This window comes from Cellulosimicrobium sp. BMG9.23 (assembly GCF_059159985.1).
Genome location: NZ_JBZGBZ010000012.1, coordinates 49,844 through 66,952 on the forward strand (window position 1 = coordinate 49,844; position 17,109 = coordinate 66,952).

Annotated in this window: 16 protein-coding genes and 1 pseudogene; 9 read left to right on the forward strand and 8 right to left on the reverse strand. The window is 72.9% G+C overall.

The annotated features are described in order from the left end of the window. Nucleotides 1-148: 148 nt before the first annotated feature. The 4 genes from AC4H2G_RS19830 to AC4H2G_RS19845 form a co-directional block, all read right to left on the reverse strand. Nucleotides 149-1,738 carry an alpha/beta hydrolase gene (locus AC4H2G_RS19830; RefSeq protein WP_494367458.1) on the reverse strand — a complete coding sequence of 530 codons (1,590 nt, stop codon included), beginning with the start codon at nt 1,736-1,738 and terminating at the stop codon, nt 149-151. Between the two features lie 153 nt (nt 1,739-1,891). After that, a complete protein-coding gene (locus AC4H2G_RS19835) occupies nt 1,892-2,791 on the reverse strand; it encodes a 2,3-bisphosphoglycerate-dependent phosphoglycerate mutase (RefSeq protein WP_494367459.1) in 900 nt (299 codons plus the stop codon). 21 nt (nt 2,792-2,812) lie between these two features. Further along, nucleotides 2,813-5,752 (reverse strand): helix-turn-helix transcriptional regulator, encoded by a 2,940-nt coding sequence (locus tag AC4H2G_RS19840; protein WP_494367460.1) that lies wholly within the window; start codon nt 5,750-5,752, stop codon nt 2,813-2,815. Between the two features lie 74 nt (nt 5,753-5,826). Then, a complete protein-coding gene (locus AC4H2G_RS19845) occupies nt 5,827-5,964 on the reverse strand; it encodes a hypothetical protein (RefSeq protein ID WP_494367461.1) in 138 nt (45 codons plus the stop codon). Between the two features lie 252 nt (nt 5,965-6,216). Here AC4H2G_RS19845 and AC4H2G_RS19850 point away from each other — a divergent pair, with 252 nt between their 5' ends. Both AC4H2G_RS19850 and AC4H2G_RS19855 read left to right on the forward strand, forming a co-directional pair. Continuing rightward, on the forward strand, nt 6,217-6,909 hold the full coding sequence (locus tag AC4H2G_RS19850; RefSeq protein WP_494367462.1) for a hypothetical protein: 693 nt from the start codon (nt 6,217-6,219) through the stop codon (nt 6,907-6,909). After that, complete coding sequence (locus AC4H2G_RS19855) at nt 6,906-7,316, forward strand: UBP-type zinc finger domain-containing protein (protein ID WP_494367463.1); 411 nt, start codon at nt 6,906-6,908, stop codon at nt 7,314-7,316. The genes AC4H2G_RS19850 and AC4H2G_RS19855 overlap by 4 nt, the downstream gene beginning before the upstream one ends. 24 nt (nt 7,317-7,340) lie before the next feature. On the opposite strand, the gene AC4H2G_RS19860 is transcribed toward AC4H2G_RS19855, so the two are convergent. Next, nucleotides 7,341-8,513 (reverse strand): ROK family transcriptional regulator, encoded by a 1,173-nt coding sequence (locus tag AC4H2G_RS19860; RefSeq protein ID WP_494367464.1) that lies wholly within the window; start codon nt 8,511-8,513, stop codon nt 7,341-7,343. A gap of 98 nt (nt 8,514-8,611) precedes the next feature. Here AC4H2G_RS19860 and AC4H2G_RS19865 point away from each other — a divergent pair, with 98 nt between their 5' ends. Continuing rightward, nucleotides 8,612-9,475, forward strand: coding sequence for a LacI family DNA-binding transcriptional regulator (locus AC4H2G_RS19865; protein WP_494367465.1), 864 nt, complete (start codon nt 8,612-8,614; stop codon nt 9,473-9,475). Between the two features lie 123 nt (nt 9,476-9,598). On the opposite strand, the pseudogene AC4H2G_RS19870 reads toward AC4H2G_RS19865, so the two are convergent. After that, nucleotides 9,599-9,778 (reverse strand): annotated as a pseudogene (locus AC4H2G_RS19870) (recombinase family protein); the annotation flags it as partial. A gap of 416 nt (nt 9,779-10,194) precedes the next feature. Here AC4H2G_RS19870 and AC4H2G_RS19875 point away from each other — a divergent pair. From AC4H2G_RS19875 to AC4H2G_RS19885, 3 genes are all read left to right on the forward strand, one after another. Continuing rightward, a complete protein-coding gene (locus tag AC4H2G_RS19875) occupies nt 10,195-10,446 on the forward strand; it encodes a hypothetical protein (protein ID WP_494367466.1) in 252 nt (83 codons plus the stop codon). A 21-nt stretch (nt 10,447-10,467) separates the two neighbouring features. Continuing rightward, nucleotides 10,468-10,638, forward strand: coding sequence for a hypothetical protein (locus AC4H2G_RS19880; RefSeq protein WP_494367467.1), 171 nt, complete (start codon nt 10,468-10,470; stop codon nt 10,636-10,638). 190 nt (nt 10,639-10,828) lie between these two features. Beyond that, nucleotides 10,829-11,338: a hypothetical protein gene (locus tag AC4H2G_RS19885; protein ID WP_494367468.1), complete on the forward strand. Its 510-nt coding sequence runs from the start codon at nt 10,829-10,831 to the stop codon at nt 11,336-11,338. A gap of 518 nt (nt 11,339-11,856) precedes the next feature. On the opposite strand, the gene AC4H2G_RS19890 is transcribed toward AC4H2G_RS19885, so the two are convergent. Beyond that, complete coding sequence (locus tag AC4H2G_RS19890) at nt 11,857-12,432, reverse strand: dihydrofolate reductase family protein (protein WP_494367469.1); 576 nt, start codon at nt 12,430-12,432, stop codon at nt 11,857-11,859. A 571-nt stretch (nt 12,433-13,003) separates the two neighbouring features. On the opposite strand from AC4H2G_RS19890, the gene AC4H2G_RS19895 reads away from it, so the two are divergent. The 3 genes from AC4H2G_RS19895 (at nt 13,004) to AC4H2G_RS19905 (ending at nt 15,824) form a co-directional block, all read left to right on the forward strand. Next, nucleotides 13,004-14,227, forward strand: a complete 1,224-nt coding sequence (locus tag AC4H2G_RS19895; RefSeq protein WP_494367470.1) for a sensor histidine kinase — start codon at nt 13,004-13,006, stop codon at nt 14,225-14,227. Continuing rightward, nucleotides 14,224-14,889: a response regulator gene (locus tag AC4H2G_RS19900; protein WP_494367471.1), complete on the forward strand. Its 666-nt coding sequence runs from the start codon at nt 14,224-14,226 to the stop codon at nt 14,887-14,889. The genes AC4H2G_RS19895 and AC4H2G_RS19900 overlap by 4 nt, the downstream gene beginning before the upstream one ends. Before the next feature lie 155 nt (nt 14,890-15,044). Further along, entirely contained in the window at nt 15,045-15,824 is a 780-nt protein-coding gene (locus AC4H2G_RS19905) for a CPBP family intramembrane glutamic endopeptidase (RefSeq protein ID WP_494367472.1), read from the forward strand. A 372-nt stretch (nt 15,825-16,196) separates the two neighbouring features. Here AC4H2G_RS19905 and AC4H2G_RS19910 read toward each other — a convergent pair whose 3' ends face one another. After that, nucleotides 16,197-17,000, reverse strand: a complete 804-nt coding sequence (locus AC4H2G_RS19910; protein WP_494367473.1) for a CPBP family intramembrane glutamic endopeptidase — start codon at nt 16,998-17,000, stop codon at nt 16,197-16,199. Between the last annotated feature and the right edge of the window lie 109 nt (nt 17,001-17,109).

The following is a 17,109-nucleotide window of genomic DNA, read 5'->3' on the forward strand; positions in this document are numbered from 1 at the left end:
GCGCGGCAGGGCGAACGGCGCGAACCGGACGGGGACGGGTGGGTGAATTCGGGCAAGAGCAGCGAACCGCCCCGTGCCGACGCGCCGACGAGCTGCAGGCCAAGGCGCTCCCGAGCGGCTGGGACTGACCTCGTCCGCGCCGGTCGTGTCAGCCTCGCTCGACGTCGGTGCAGAAGACGTCCTCGTCCGGCAGGTGGCCGGTGGTCAGGAAGTCGGTGGTCGCCCCGTCGGCGCAGGCCGAGCCCGCGTCGTAGACGGAGTGCCCGCCGTTGTCGACACCGACGAGGGCGGCACGGTCGCCGAGGGCCTCGCGCAGACCTTGTCCTGAGTCCCAGGACGTGGCGTGGTCCCGGCGGTTCTGCAGGATCAGGATGTCACCGGGCCCCTCGTCGGTCACGGTGACCGGCTCCTCGATCGGAGCCTCCCAGAAGGCGCACGGCCAGATGTTGGCCGGCATGCCCGCCGTGAGCGGCCAGGCCTCGCGGTGAGCGGCGCTGTCGGCGGCGTAGTCGGCGACGTCGTGGGACCACTCGGCGTCGCCGCACGTGAGTGCCAGGAACATGGTCGCCTGGTTGTCCGCGGGGACACCGGGGGTGGGCGGTGTCTCGGCGAACACCTGCGTGAGCACCTCGCTGTCGGCCGCGGTGAGCCGGCCGTCAGCGAGGTTCGCGACGGCCTTCCAGACCTGCGCGAGGATCGGCAGGGTCTCGTCGTCGAGGAGCAGGGCATATGTGACGGTGCGCAGGAGCGCGCCGTCCATCGACTGCTGCGTGCCCGGGACCGGCGCCGGCTCACGGTCGAGCCGGTCCGCGAGCGCGAGATAGGTCCGGGTGACCTCGTCGACGGTGCCGCCGAGCCCGAGGGTGTCGTCCTGTGCCGCGGCGACGGCAGCCGCGTCGGGGAACCGTTCGGCCATGCCCTTGCCCCAGCCCGCCACCACGCCGGACCAGACCTGGGTGGGGTCGATGTTGCCCTCGAGGACCATGCGGTCGGTCCGCTCCGGGTACAGCGAGCTGTAGACGGCACCCAGGTAGGTGCCGTAGGACTGGCCCCAGTAGGAGATCTTCTCCTCGCCGAGCGCCTCGCGGACGCGGTCCAGGTCGCGAGCGGTGTTGGCGGTGGTGAAGTACCGCAGGTCCTCTCCGGCCGTGGCGGCGCAGTTCTGGGCCTCCGTGCGAGCCAGCTCGACGTTCGCGTCGATCGAGCCGTCCGCCGCGGGATAGGGGAAGTGCCCCGGCACCCCGGCGATCTCGAGACCGCAGCTCTGCGGGGTGCTGTGCCCGACGCCACGCGGGTCGAAGCCGATCAGGTCGTAGCCGTCCAGGACGGACTGCGGCAGCGTCGGAGCCATCGTGCCGGGCATGTCGAGACCTGACAGGGCGGGACCGCCCGGGTTCAGCAGCAGGACGCCGTGCCGCTTCTCGGGGTCGGCGGCAGCAAGCCGGGAGATCGCCACCCCGATCGACGTGCCGTCCGGCTCGTCGTAGCTCAGGGGGACCTCGACCGTCGCGCAGGTCTGTCGGGGATCCCGGACCACTCCCGACGCCGCCGCCGGGCAGGGTCCCCACTCGATCGCGGCGGCCTCGACCTGGTCCGCGGGCGCCGGGAGGTCTTCCTCGTGCGCGGCATCGCTGCAGGCGGACGTGACGGTCACCGCCAGCGTCGCGGCCATCAGTGCCATGGCGAACCGGCGGCCTCGTGGCCGGCCGGACATCTCGACGCTTCGTGCTGTGCTCATCGCCCTCGTCCTTCGGATCGGCTCGGCGCACCGCGTCCGCGGTGGCTCGTGCTTCTGCCGAAAAACTAGCGACGACGGGGTGCGGCACACATCGCCCCGGAGTGGGCAGATGGCGTAGCTCGCACGGGGGACAGGGATGCGTCGAGCCCGGCCTCAGGTGCCGCCGCGGGCCTGGAGGTCGGCGAGCGCGTGCTCGGCGCCGTCGGCGTCGAGGTACGTCCCGCCGCGCACGAGCGGCACGATCCCGTCGGGGTCGGTGCTGCCGGCCACCGCCTGATCGCCGGACGCTCCGACGGCGGCCCGGCGGACGAACCGGCGCACGAGAGGCTGCCCGGTCGGGACGTTGAGGTTCACCACCTCCTCGGGCGCGAGACCGTCCACGAGCACCGAGAGCGCGCGCAGCGAGTTCCCGTGCCCGACGACCAGCAGGGACTCGCCACGCGCGAGCGCGGTGGCGGTCGCGGCCCAGAACGGACGCAGGCGCTCGACGACGTCGGCGAGCGACTCGGTGTCCGCGCGCAGGCCGGTGCGGGCGGCGTCGGGCAGGCGGAGCAGGACGTCGTCGACGGCTGCGCGGGCCGGGTGGGCGGGCCCGAGCGCGGGCGGTCGGTGCGCGTACGACCGGCGGTAGCGCCAGTACGCCTCCTCGCCGAACTCGCGTCGGACGACCTCGCGCGGCGTGTCCGTGAACGCGCCGTAGTGCCGCTCGACGAGCCGCCACTCCACCTCCAGGGGCGGCGGGCCTGGCAGCGCCGCGGCGACGATCGCCGCCGTCCCGGACGCGCGGACGAGCGGCGACGTCACGACCCGCCGGGGTGCGAGCTCCGAGTGCAGCGCCGCGGCGTGCGCGAGCAGGTCGCCGGCACGGCGTGCCTCCGCGACGCCCCGGTCCGAGAGCGGGACGTCGAGCAGACCCGTGAACCGGTCGCCCGCGTTGTACGTGCTCTGGCCGTGGCGGAGCAGGACCAGCACGCCGGGTGCGGGGCGAGGCCCGGTGCCCGCGGAGGAGCGAGGGGTGACCGACGACGCGGGACCGGCAGGCGCTGGAGGCACGCGGTCAGCGTAACGAGCCGGTCAGACCTCGAGCAGTCCCCGCTGGTGCGCGAGTGACACGGCCTCCGCGCGTCCCGACGCGCCGAGCTTCGCGAGGACGTTGGAGATGTGCACGCTCACCGTCTTGGCGGAGATGTAGAGGCGCTCGCCGATCTGCCGGTTCGTCAGCCCCTGGGCGACGAGGATCAGCACCTCCTCCTCCCGGTCCGTGAGGACGGTCGTGGTCGACCGCCGCAGGCCCGGCAGGTCCAGGCGAGCACGGCGGGCGAGCGCGCGCACCGCCTCGGCGAGGGGAGCGGCGCCCATCGACTCCGCCTCCTCGAGCGCCTGCGCCGCCTCGATCTCCGCGGCGTTCCGGTCGCCCGTCGCACACAGCGCCTCCGCCCAGCGGAACCGCGAGCGCGCCGCCTCGTAGCGGTAGCCGTAGCCGAACGCGCGCGTCGTCTCCTCCCACAGCGCGGCGTCGGTCTCACCGGTGAGCCGAGCGTGCTCGGCCGCGGCGCGCGCGAGCCAGGCCCGCCCCTCGGGGCCGAGCGTCCCGCCGCGGGGTCGGCCACGGTCCGCCGTCGTGACGGCCGCGTCGAGCAGGGGTCGCCCGCGCGCGACGAGGCCCGCGACGGAGGCGTCGCCTGTCACGCGGGCGGCGTCGGCGGCGTCGGCGAGGGCCGCGAGCGCGAGCGCCGAGAGCCAGATCCGCCCGAGGAAGTAGTCGCTCCACGTGCGCCCGAGGTGCTCCACGAGGTCGACGGCGAGCTCGACCGCCTCCTCGTACCGGCCCGCCCAGGTGAGGGCGTCGATCGAGCACCCGCCGGAGATGAGCGCGATCATGCCGTCGCGGTACCAGTCGCGGCGCAGGGCCGTGCCGCGTTCGACGACGTCCGCGTCGCCCCGGGCGACGGCGGCGTAGAGCTGCACGGCGGTGAGCGTCGGCACCCAGCTCTCCGGCACCGTCTCGCCGGCCGTGTCCGTCGGCGTGAGGTCGCCGATGGCGTACCGGACGAGGTCGTCGAACAGGCGCAGCTCGACGCCGTACACGCTCCACACGAGGCCGGTCGCCCGCGCGCGGTCCAGCCCGTCGCGCACGACGTCGAGCGCCTCGGTGAGACGGCCCGCGTAGTAGCGGTTCGCCGAGATGTTGTACCAGCAGCGGAGCTCGGTGAGGATGTCGCCCGCCTCGACGGCGCGCTCGCGCGCCCGCTCGAGGAGCACCGCGGCGCGGTCCTCGTCCTCGACCTCGAGGATCGCCATCGTCGTGAGGACGTCGGCCTCCACGTCGGGCGCGTCGACGCGGTGCGCCTCCGCGAGGGCCTCCGCGGCGACCTCGGTGGCGAGCTCGTCCTGGTCGGCGTTCATCGCTGCGCGGGCGCGCATCGCGAGCGTCCACGCGCGGTCGAGCGACGGCGGCTCCGTCGGCAGCACCGCGAGCGCCGCCTCGGTGTGGGTGAGGACCTCGTCCACCTGCTCGGTCCCGAGGAGGTAGCGGGACAGGACGTGGCGCAGCGCGGCCTGGCGCTGCGGGTCGTCGGCGGTCTCCTCGACGACCTTGCGCGCGAGGGCCACCGCACGCTCGGGGCTCCCGGCGCGGCTCGCCGCCCCCGCGGCCGCGAGGGCCACGGCGACCTTGTCCTCCCCGAGGCGCTCCGCGGCGTCGGGCACGGCCGTCCACAGGGACAGGACCTGCTCGAGGTGGCGCAGCTCCTCGGCGGGCGCGAGGACGCGCGCCGCCTTGCGAGCCGCGCCGCGCGACGCGGTGAGCGCCGCCGGGAGGTCGTGCGCGGCGAGCGCGTGGTGGGCACGCAGCGCGGGCGACCCGAGGGTCGGGTCCTCGTCGAGCGCGCGGAGGTAGCTGCGGTGGACGGTGACGCGCTCGCCGGGCAGCAGGTCGGTGGCGACGGCCTCGGCGAGGAGCGCGTGGCGGAACACCACGATGTCGCGGCCGTCGCCGCTGGGGTCACCCTCGATGCCCAGGACGTGGTGCGCGATCGCCTCGCGCAGCGAACGGTCGAACGCGCCGGGGTCCGCTGCGAACGGGCCGTCCTGGTCCAGGACGGCGCGCAGGAGCCGCTCAGAGACCTGGCGCCCCGAGACGGAGGCCGTGCGCACGAGGTGCTGGACCGGCGGGTCCAGGGCCTCGAGCCGGTCACGCAGGACGTCGGCGAGCGACCACGGCAGCTCCTCGCCGGGCCCCGCCTCGACGAGCTCCTCGGCGAAGTAGGCGTTGCCCTCCGAGCGGGTGCGGACCGACTCGAACGCGTCCTCGCGCAGCGGGTCGCCCGCGACGGCCGTCGTGAAGTCGCGCAGCTCTCCGGCCGTGAACGGCCGCAGGTCCACGTGCTCGACGCGCGGGTGGCGGTGCAGCTCGGCGAGCACCGGGCGCAGCGGGTGCCGCCGGTGCAGGTCGTCGGAGCGGTAGCTCGCGACGACCACCACGTGCTCCGTCCGCAGGCGTGCGACGACGAAGCGCAGGACGTCGCGGCTCGACGGGTCCGCCCAGTGCAGGTCCTCGACGACGAGGACGAGCGGCGCGTCGGCGGTGCCCGAGGCGGCGAGCGCCGCGGCGATGCTCTCGAAGAGCTGCAGGCGCTCGCCCTGGCTCTGCTCGCCGTCGGCGGGCAGCGCGGCGTCGAGCAGGCGCGCGAGCGCGGGCCGCTGGGCGACGGTCTCGTCGACCGCGTCGTGCACCGAGCGGAGCGTCGTCAGCGCCTCGGTGAAGGGCAGGTACGGGAGGCCGACCTCCCCGAGGTCCACGCAGTGGCTCCAGACCACCGTCGCGCCCTGCTCGGCGGCGAGCTCCGTGGCGCGGGTCAGGAGGCGCGTCTTGCCGACGCCGGCGTCCGCACCGACGAGCACGACGCCGGGCTCCCCGCGGCGCGCCCTGTCGACCGCGGCGGCGAGGCGTTCGAGCTCGTCGGCGCGGGCCACGAAGGGCGCGCGGGAGGAAGGGCGGGGCACGAGACCCATCCTCCCAGCGGCCACCCACGACGGGCCAGGGGAATGGGGCGCGTCGAGAGCGACCGGCGCACCGGTCGCGGCGCTCACCGGGTGCGCCGGTGCCGGCGCTCCCGGAGCCAGTGCAGAAGCACGGGCTCGCCCCGCTGGTAGTCCTCACGGAGCTTCTGCTGGTGGTACGTGAGCTCGGCCTCGAAGGCCGGGCCGAACTGCGTGCTGCTCATGATCGTCCCCGTTCTCGCAGGCTCCCTGCCTGCCTGACGTCAACACTCGTCCTGAGCCGCCCGACCCGGGATCGGTCGTCCGCGCAGGATCGCGTCGCGCGGGGCCTCAGACGCGCGGACCGGGTGCCGCTGAGGGGTCTGAGGTACCTCAGAGGAGCGGCCGGTGTGGCGCCGTTCACGCTTCCCGTTGCCAACGACCCGCCCTCGTCGCAGACTGGACGGTGACCGGACCCACCGTGTGGGGGTGACCTCGTGACCGACACCTACGACATGCTGCCGATGCTGGGCCGTGGCAAGCATCGCAACCCGAAGAAGGGGGCGTGCTTCATGGAGCTCGCGTCCTATCTCGCGGGCGAGCGGTGGAGCGACCATCCACGGTGCACGCACCCGCTCCTCGCGATGCTGGCCCGCGCGGTGAACGACCTCACGGTCGATCCCGAGCGGCCCAGGCTGGCACCGCTCATCCCGTCCGTCATCGGGCTGACCAGCGACGACCCGCACTGGGACGTGCGCATCGCGCTGCGTGCCGCGGTGGCGGCGCTGCCGATCGCTCCCGCCGAGCGCCAGCAGACGCTCGCCGTCGCGATCATCGGCGCCGAGAAGATGCTCGACGTGCTCGACCATCGCCCCGCCGGGACGATGAGCGCCGAGTCCGCCGACGCGCTCGCGACGTGCCCGCGTACCGCCCGGTGGGCGCAGAAGTTCTGCGAGGGCGCACGCCTGCGCCCGAGCCGGTTCGTCCGTGACGCCGCGCCGAGCATCATCTCCGCGGCGGTCCAGGGCATCGCCGAGGCGTGCATCCCGAACCCCGACGAGCGCCTGCGCGACCTGCTCTCCGCGACGATCGACGACTGCCGCACCTGGGCCTCCGCCGAACTTCCTGCCGCGCTCGATCCCGAGTCGTGGGCTCCGGTCGTCCGGGCAGCCGGCGCAGGGGCGAGATGACCACGGACCGCGCCCCGAGCGTCAACGGGGACGGTCTCGACGACGCGGCGCTCGCGGCGGAGCTCAAGGCCGCCGTGAAGCTGGACGTCCCGCCGAGCGGCGACGGGTGCGCGGAGTGCGACCCCGCCGGCGGGTGGTGGGTGCACCTGCGCCGGTGCGCGACGTGCGGTCACGTGGGCTGCTGCGACTCGTCGCCCGCCCAGCACGCGACCGCGCACTACCGCGAGACCGGTCACCGCGTGATGCGCTCGTTCGAGCCGGGTGAGGACTGGTACTGGGACTTCGGCACGGAGCAGGTCCTCGAGGGCCCGCACCTCGCGGCACCGCTGTCGCACCCGCCCGAGCAGACGGCGCCCGGTCCCGCGGACCGCGTCCCGCCGAACTGGCGCGAGCTGGTCCACCCCTGACCGGCGGTCCGTGCGTCCGGTGCGTCAGGTCCGACGGCGCGACGCGTCGTCCGCGGCGACGGGCAGCTCCGCGCGCAGCACCATCGAGGCGGCTCCCACGGCCGCGGCGTCGGCGACGCGCATCGAGAGCGCGACCCGGACGTCGTGGCGGGCGTGGGGGAGCGCCTCGGCGTCGAGCCGCTCGCGCAGGACCGACAGGTAGATGCTGCCCGCGACGGTGAACGACGGGCCGGCGAGGACGATCGAGTCGAGGTCCAGCAGGTCCACGAGCGTGAGCACGGCGTCCGCCAGGTGGTGAGCCGACTCCTCGACGAGCGTCGTCGCGAGCGCGTCGCCGCGCACGGCCGCGGACGCGACGGCGGCGAAGTCGGTGAACGGGTCGCCGTCGTCGCTCAGCTCGACGACGGTCTCGCGGCCGGCCTCGACGGCGGCGCGCGCCGCGGCGGCGACGGCGGCGGGTGCCGCGAGCTCCTCGACCGTGGGACCGGGCGACCCGTCGGCGCGGTGCACGTGCAGGCGCCCGAGCGGCCCGACGTTGCCGCTCGCGCCGCGGTAGACCTGGCCGTCGAGCACGAGCCCGGCACCGATCGACGCGCCCATGTAGACCGTGCAGTGCGCGCGCGCGTCGCCCACGGTCCCGCGCCACAGCTCGCCCACGGCGGCCGCGGTCGCGTCGTTGCCGAGAGCGACGGGCAGCCCCGTCGCGCGCTCGAACGCGGCGCGCACACCGTGGCCGACCCAGCCGGGCAGGCTGCGCGAGTGCAGCAGCGACCCCTGCTCGAGGTCGAGCGTCCCGGGCAGCACGAGCCCCACGCCCACGACGGACGACGGCGCCACCTCGCCCGCGCGCAGCAGCGCGAGGACCTGCGCGGACAGCCGCTCGACGACGGCGTCCGGGTCGTCCGCGCGCGCCCCCCGCACCCGCTGGCGCGCGACGAGGGCACCCGCGGCGTCGACCACGACGGCCACCGCCCAGTCGGCACCGACCTGGACCCCGACGGCGCAGCGCGACCGCGGGGCCACGGCGAGCATGACGCGCGGCTTGCCGCCGGTCCACGCCCGCTCGCCGGTCTCGACGACGAGGCCCTCGTCGAGCAGTGCCCGCACGGCGTGCGTCACGGTCGCCTGCGTGAAACCCGTGGTCTCCGCGACCTCGACGCGACTGATGGGGCCCAGCCGACGGATCGTGTCGAGCACCGTGGAACGGCTCGTCCGCGCACCCGTTCGGGGCGCACGCCCAGAGACCTCCACGGGACGACGGTACCCGGCGGGCTCACGGGCGGCATACTTGCGCCATGGAGCAGCCTGCAGCTCCCGGTCGCTCGACGTTGCGCGCCGGGATCGTCCAGCACCGGTCCTCCGACTCGCACGACCTCGACCCGTTCTACGACCACGTGCTCGCGGGGCTCGAGGAGACGCTCGACGCCCATGGCGCGAGCGTGTTCGTGCTGTTCGAGGAGTCGGCCGACGCGGAGCTCGAGGTGTACCGGCGGTGGGCGCACGAGTCGCTCGTCGACGCCGTCGTGCTCACGGACCTCGTCGACGACGACGCACGGGTCACCGCGTGCCGGCGTGCGGGGCTGCCCGCGTACGCCCTGTGCCCGGTCCCGCCCGCAGACGTCCCCGCGGTCGTGGTCGACGACGCCGACGCGATGCGTGGTGCCATCGGGTACCTCGCCGGCCTGGGCCACCGGCACGTGGCGCGGGTCAGCGGCCCGTCGGACTTCCTGCACACGCGGGCGCGTTCCGCGGCGTTCGACGAGGTCGTCGCGGCGCGAGGGTTGCGTGGCACGACCGTCGTGGGGGCCTACGGGACGGCGTCCGGCGCGACCGCGACGCGGGCGCTCCTGGCCGCGGACGGGCCGCCGACCGCGATCGTCTACGACGACGACCTCATGGCGGTGGGCGGGCTGCGGGTCGTGCGGGCGCTCGGGCTGTCGGTGCCCGACGACGTGTCCCTCCTCGCGTGGGACGACTCGGCGCACTGCCGGCTCGCCGACCCGCCGCTCTCGGCGGTGAGTCGCGACGTGCGCGGGCTGGGCGCCGAGCTCGGCGCGCTGCTGCTGCGGACGACCACGGGCGACGTCGCGGACGTGCTGCGGGCGCCGGCCGCGCGCGTCGTCGAGCGGGGGAGCACCGGACCGGTGCCGACGCCCTGATCACGGCCCGCACGGCGCACGTAGCACGGGCAGGCACCGCGGAGCAGTCAGGTCGGGGCGTCCCGCCTCGACAGCCGTGAAGAAGCCCACGTCGCTCCGGAAATGCGGCAAGCACGTGGACCATCAACCGGCCGTCGCACTCGAGGTGTCGATCGTCTCCGTGAGCGACCGGAGCGTGACGCCGCGATCGGCGAGGTCGCGAACGAGGCGCGCGACCGGCACGGCGGATCGGCCGAGCTGGTCGAGCTTCGTCACGACCAGCGTGTCCCCCTCCCTGAGCATGACGAAGAGCCGGACGAACTCTGGGCGGTCTCGCGGGTGCCCGACGCCTTCTCCACGACGACGTCACGCGCTCTACGACGGCGCCCGGTCCGGTGAGGGCATCGATCCTGCCGGCGAGGTTCTGCGCGGTCGTTGGTGTGCGCCCATGCGGTGACCGTCGCGAAAACCCCGGGTCGTGATCTGCGGCATCGGGGGTTTCCGGACTCTAGTTCTGCGACATGTTCTCTCGGCGTGTCGCGACGACTGGAGGACCGTACGAAAATAATCGGTCTTGCGGTGTCCGAGAACCTGCCATGTGCGTCCGAGGTTGTACGCCAACGTGTCGCGTCGACGAACGTGGCACCATGCAGCCCGTGGGGAGTGGACGGGCCAGCCGACGAGCGCGACGTGAAGCCTTGGCGCGCCCTGTCGGCAGGAGCCCGGCGCGCCGATATCTGATGCCGATCGCGTTCACGGTGGCCGCCTTCGTCGGAACGCGAGTCGAGAACGGCCTCAGCCGTGCGCGTCGGTCGCCCACGCGCGTCCGGTTCACGGTGTGGACGACCTTCTGGCGCGGCCAGTCCATCTCAGCAGGGGATGCCATGGAACTGCCAGCGTGGGCAGCGACGGGCATGCTCCTCTTCGTCGTGCCCGGCTTCTGGGTGATCGCGGTCGTGCTCAGTGTCGTTGAGACGCTGTGGTTGCCGTGACTGCCTGGTTGGGTCGTCAACATGCTCATCTTCGCCCCCGTCGTCCTTTTCGCCCACGCGCTCGTGATCTCGCTCTCGGGCCGACAACTTGAGGAGTGGCGGGTCGGACGGTCCTGGTGGCTCCTCAGCTGGCCCGTGGAACTTGGATATCTCGCCGCGCTTGGTGTCCTCTTCTGGGCGATCCAGCGCTGACCAGGTTCTTCGGTCGAGCGTTATCGACTCGCTGCCGGTTCGTGATCGTGTTGAGGCCGAAACCATCAACAGGTCGGCTCGTGTCCTGCCAGGCTTGCGCTCCATGGAAACGCCTCTCCCCCTCCCTCGAGCGCCGTTGCTCGTGGTTGAGCCCCAGCGGCGACGGCTCCGCGGTATCACGTGGTTGAGCGTGATCTTGCTCGTCCTGGGTTTCGTCGTCGCCCTCGGTCCGATGACGGGTGGAATCTGCGCTTTCGTTCCATGCGCCCCTGCCGTTCCGCTGCTGGGGTGGTCACAAGGGTCGGACGAACGGGCACGACTGCATGTCGGTCCCGCCGGGAGCTCGCAGACGGTCACGATCGAGCTTCACGCTGCCGACGAATCCGGCTCGCCGTCGAGCACCGTGCTGTGGAGCATCGAGCGGACCGCGAAAGGCCCACTGGCCTGGAATGGGACGGTGATACTCGGCGAGACTCCACCCGGATTTACCGAAACTGTGCCGCTCACCGTCCCTGTGCCGGGCGGCACGCACGCCTCGGTGTCGAACGGCTGCTTCGTCGGATCAGGCGAGGTCCCCGACAGCCTCCCCCTCGGAAGCATCAGGACCGAGGTCGGCACCATGTCATCGGTGAAGTTCGCTGGGGAGAGTGAAGCCTTCACGCCCTGCTCTGCTGTGAAGCGTCAGCCCCCGAACGTATGAGGAGGGGCGGTCCTGGCCGCAGGAGCCGCCCTCCTCGCCTGGCGCACATGGTCGAGGCGCCGCCGTCCGCTAGGTGCCCATGGGAGCGTGCGGCATGCTCGGTAGAGACGGGACGTGTCCGCCCCACGGAGGGCTGCGTTCGAGACACGCTTCGCGGACTGGGCAACCAGGAGCGACACGGCCTCGGAAGAGGCAACTGTCTGAGAACCGGCGTTAGTCAGACCTCGCAGAACCTTCTTTCGCGACGCCTGACAAACGGTCGGTTTAGCGGTGTCCGACGACCTCGGTCGGGCTGTCAAGATGTGGTCCAGATGAAGCCATCGGGTGGTCGACGGCGCGGGGAAGGATCACGTCGGATGGCCCAGCGGGCGCGGCATCCTTCTTGTCCTGGATGGTCGATGGCAGTTCGCCCACGCGATTGCCTCAACGAGGCGCACAGCCTGCGTCCGCCTGCCGTGCGAGAGCCTTGCGAACCGCTCACCCGGGGCGCCCCTGTCACGGGTGAGCGGTTCGAGCTCTCAGTGCTGCACGTCGTAGACGAGCTTCACCACGCCGTTCGCGTACGTTGCGGAGTCGCGCAGCGACAAGGTGCGGCGGTCGGCGCCGCGTGCGCCGAAGATCGTCTTGCCGCCGGGAAGGAGGTAGGGGAACGACAGCAGGTTGTAGCGGTCGATGAGGCCGGCTTCGCCCAGCCGCAGGGCGAGCTCTGCGCTGCCGTGGATGAAGATCGCACCCCCGTCGGTCTGCTTGAGGTCGGCGACGTCCTGGGTGCTGCGCAGGATGGTCGTCGGTCCCCAGCCGTCGACGAGAGCGTCCTCCTCCAGCGTCGTGGACGCCACGTACTTGGGGAGCTCCTGGTAGGCCGCGTGGTCGGAGGACGTCGGCCAGAAGCTGGAGAACGCCTCGTAGCTGCGTCGGCCGAACAGCAGGGCCGTCGTCTCCTCGAGCTCTTCGCCCTTCAGGGCGTACGCCTCCGGGACGAAGTCGGTGTCGAACACCCACCCGCCTCCGGGATGGCCCTCGGCAGTTCCGCCGGGAGAGTCGACCGAGCCGTCGAGAGTGATGAATCCGGTGTAGACGAGTTCGCGTGCCATGGTTCCGTTCCTGTTCGTGGTGGTGCAGTCTCAGCGCCTTCACGACGACGTCGAACGGCGTACCCCTCGGTTCGACATCTCTTCGAGAAGACTCTCGCCGAGCCCGCGCCCGACGACCGAGACGGCGGTCAGACCCGGACCGTACGCGCCACCGACAGCTCGGGTCACCGCAAATTGCATGCACCCCTCCGCAAGACCCCTCCTCGCACGATGTGGTCAACCGTCGGTCTCGTGCTCGGGTATGCAGTGGGCCGGATCGTCCTGGCCAGTGACGCAGCCCGTGGAAGAGACGGCTGCCTGAGAACCGGCGTTACTCCGACGTCGCAGAACCGTCATCGCGACGCCCGACAAACGGTCGGTTCTGCATCGCAGCAGAACCCTTCCGAGAGGATCCGCTTTCGCCAGGTCTGGGTGATGGTGTTGAGGATCTGTTGGGCGACGGGCGCCCGTGCACCCGGGACGGGCGGGTCGAGCTTGTCGCAGGAGGGTAGAGGTCGCGTTGCCCGGTGGTCCTGGGCGGTTCGCGCTGGAATGCTCGGCATGACAACGCCTGGAGAGGTACGTTGCGGGCGTGCAGGACCACTCGCCTCGCTCGACTGCCGGTGTCGTGCTCGACGTGGCGGTCTCCGTCATCGTGCTGGCGCTGCCTGTCGTGCTCTGGTTCGTCGAAGCCGGACCGCCACGACCCTGGGTCGTCGCCGCCACCGTGACGAGTGCGGTCGCGCTGCTCTGGCGTCGTACGCATCCCGTCGGCGTCCTGGGTGCCACGGCGGTGCTCGCGGTCGCGGACACCGCGGCCGCCGATCCGGGTGAGGCCCTGCTCCTGCCGCTCGCGGTCTCCGTCTACACGGTCGTCGCGCTCGGCCGGCGCCGGCTCGGCCTCACGGGCGCGGCGGCGGCGGCGGTCGCCGTCGTCGGTGTGCTCCTGCTCCGCGGCGAGAGCCTGTCGAGCAGCGTCGTCGTGGCGGTCCCGCTCGTGCTCGCGCTCGCTGCCGTCGTGGGGCTGGTCGTCGCGGCCCGGCGCGCCGAGCTGTCCGCCGCCCGGGACCGTGCCGCCCGCGCCGAGGCGACCCGAGACGCCGAGGCCCGGCGCGCGGTGGCCGAGGAACGTCTGCGGATCGCGCGCGAGCTGCACGACGTCCTCGCCCACCAGGTCGCGGTCGTCGGCGTGCAGGCGGGAGTGGCCGAGGCGCTCCTCACCGACGACCCCGCCGTCGCGCGCGACGCGCTCGGTCACGTGCGCGAGGCCTCGGCGGCGGCACTGCGGGAGCTCGCCACGCTGCTCGACCTCCTGCGCCGTGACCCGGCCGCCTCGAGAGACGAGCGCGCGGCGCCAGCACCCACGCTCGCCCGCCTCGGTGCCCTGCTGGACGAGGTCCGCGCGACCGGGCTGGACGTCGAGCTCGCGATGGAGGGGGACCCCTCCTCGCTCGCCCCCGTCGTGGACCTCGCCGCCTACCGGGTCGTCCAGGAGGCGCTCACCAACGCGCACAAGCACGGCACGGGGAGCGCGCGGCTGGTCGTGAGCCGTCGCGCGGCCGAGCTCCGCCTCGAGATCGCCAACCCCGTTCCCCGGGAGGCGACCGGGAACGCCGACGGCCCGGTCGACGAGCCCTTCGCGACGACGGGTCTCGGGCTCGTCGGCATGCGCGAGCGCGTCGAGTCCGTGGGCGGCACGCTCGACGTCGACCGCGGCGACGACGTCTTCGTCGTCCGGGCCGTCCTGCCGACGCTCAGCCCCGAGCGGCCGGTCCCGACCCCGCCGGACGCCACTCTCCCGGAGGAGACCTCATGAGCGTGCGCGTGCTCGTCGTCGACGACCAGGAGCTGATCCGCAGCGGGTTCGTCGCGCTCCTGCGGCACGCGGACGGCATCGAGGTGGTGGGCGAGGCGGCCGACGGCGACGACGCGGTGCGGCTGGCACGCGAGCTGCGTCCCGACGTCGTGCTCATGGACATCCGCATGCCCGGCACGGACGGGATCACCGCCACGGCGCGCATCGCCGACGACCCCGAGCTGGGCGCGGTGCGCGTCGTCGTGCTCACCACCTTCGAGGGCGACGCCGAGGTGCTCGGCGCGCTGCGGGCGGGCGCCAGCGGGTTCCTCGGCAAGGGGGTGGCCCCGGCCGACCTCGTCGCCGCCGTGCGCACCGTCGCCGAGGGGGCGGCGCTCCTGTCCCCCGCCGCGACGCGCGCCGTCGTCGCCCACCTGGGCAGCGGCCCGCACACCGCCCGGGACGTCGACCCGGAGCTCGTGGGTCGGCTCACCGAGCGGGAGCGGGAGGTCGTCGGGCTCGTCGCACGCGGCCTGTCCAACGACGAGATCGCCGAGGAGCTCGTCGTGTCGCCCCTCACGGCCAAGACGCACGTCAGCCGGGCGCTGACGAAGACGGGAGCGCGCGACCGGGCGCAGCTCGTCGTGCTCGCCTACCGCTCCGGGCTGGTCGACCCGCGCTGACGGGGCGCCCGCCGTACTCCCTCGGGAGTACGTGCAGGTGTCTGCCCCGGGACGACGACGGCGAGGGGTGCCGGGCGGGATCGTGGAGACGTCGGGGAGAAAGCCCGGCGGAGGAACGGGACCTCACCCAACCCGCACGTCGCCAGGAGCGCACGATGAGCACCACGACCCGCATCACGGGGAACGCCACCACGACCCACGTCTCCGGCGACCGCCCGGTCCCGCCCCGCACTCCGGTGGTCCGCGACAGCACGGACCCGGTACGGCTCTCGGGGCGCGGCTGGGCGGTGCTGCTGGGAGCCTGGGTGATCGCCGTCGCGTGCGACCTCCTTCTCCCGATCCCCGGCCCCGACTGGCTCGGGGTCACGGTCAGGGGCGTCCTCCTCGCCGGGATCCCGCTCGTCGTCCTCTCCCGGCTCGACCCGGGCGCCGTGCGTCGCCTGTTCCGGCGTATGCGGCCCCGCGACGGGCTCCTCGCGGCAGGGGTCGCCCTCGCCAACGTGATCGTCACGTTCGTCATCGGCACCGTCGTCGCCCAGCTCGTCGGGACCACGGCGAACCCGATGGGCGGGGCGCTCGCCGACGCGAGCCTCGGTGACCGTGCGCTCACCTTCCTCGGCACGATCCCGCAGCTCGTCGGCGAGGAGGTCGCCACGATCGTGCCGTTCCTGGCCGTGCTCGCCCTCGGCGTCTCGGTGCTGCACCTGTCGCGTCGCACGAGCACGGTGCTGGCAGTCACCGTCGCGTCGCTGGCCTTCGCCGCGATGCACCTGACGACCTACGGCTGGAACGTCGTGCAGTGCGTCCTGATCATCGGCGTCGCCCGGGTGATCCTCCTCGTGCCGTACCTGATCACGCGCAACCTGTCGGTCTCCGCGACCGCCCACGTCCTCAACGACTGGACGCTCTTCGGCATCGGCATGCTCTCGTCCTGACCCGTGCCTGACCAGCAACGCCCCACGGGCGGCGACCTATCGGTCGCCGCCCGTAACCGCGCGTATCGCGGCCAGTGCGAGAACGACGTCAATCCGCGATCACCAACCCGCCGCAGCTGCTTGAGAACCGGCGTCTGTCAGGTACCGCGGCATCTCGTTCTGCGATGCCTTATCAGCGGTCGGTTCTGCGACGTCAGACAACCTTGGGCGCTGGCTCACATCGATGGCATGGTATCGGCGTACCTCGGTAGTCGGCCCGGGTGCATGCAGCCGGCGCGTCGACCGGGCCGATCCCGCTGAGTGACACCGTCGATGTGCTGCCGCCTTGCGGCAGGGTCTGGCCCGGTCCCGGTCGGGTGGCTCCGTGGTCGACTACGGGGTGATCGCCTCGCGGGCTGGGCGGGTGCGTTCGCGCCTCACGAGGACGATGAGGGTGACGGCTGCGAACGCGTAGAGGGCGAACGTCAGGAATTGCGCGGTCGGGATCAGGACGCCGTCGCTTGCGTGTTCGCCGGAGACGAACGTCGCGAAGTCCCACAGAGCGTGAAGTCCCATGGCGGCGAGGATGGTCCCCGTGCCGCGACGTGCGAGGTACAGGGCGGTGCCGGTGAGCGCGGCGAGGATCCACTGAACGAGGGCACCGGGCTCGCCGAGGATCAGGTTGGTGAGGTGGAACGCGCCGAACCACAGCGTGGTCCACAGCAGCGCCATACCCTCGGAGCGCGAGCCCTGTCGTAGCGAACGCAGCACGACGCCCCGGAACATCGTCTCTTCCGCGTAGCCGACGAGCAGGGCTGCGCCGATCAGGGCGAGCAGATGATCCGCCGAGAACGCACCCCAGTCCGTACCGACGAGGTACACCAGGGCGATCACGACCACGACGACCGGGAGCGCCCACAAGAACGCCCCCATGGGGAGCCTTCGCGCGTCACGAAAGACGTGGTCCCACCGTGCCCACAGCAGGAAGGCGGTCAGCCAGACTGCCCCCGCGGCGAGCGGCACGACGCCGGAGCGCAGTGTCGTGTCCGCGGTATCGAAGAAGTCGGCGTACTTGACCCCCGACGCCCACATGAGACCGACGACGACCACGACGTAGACGACGAACACCACCGCTGCGACCGGCACCGAGGGCGTGACGCGCCAACGGGGGGAAGTGAGCTCTGCAGGTGACGACACGAGACCTCCGCTCTGGCGGGCACCGCCCGCAGGCTCCGCGGTGCCGACAGGCGTCGGGTCGCTATGAGTGAGATCAACGTACCCATGGCCACACCCTCCGGCGAGCGAT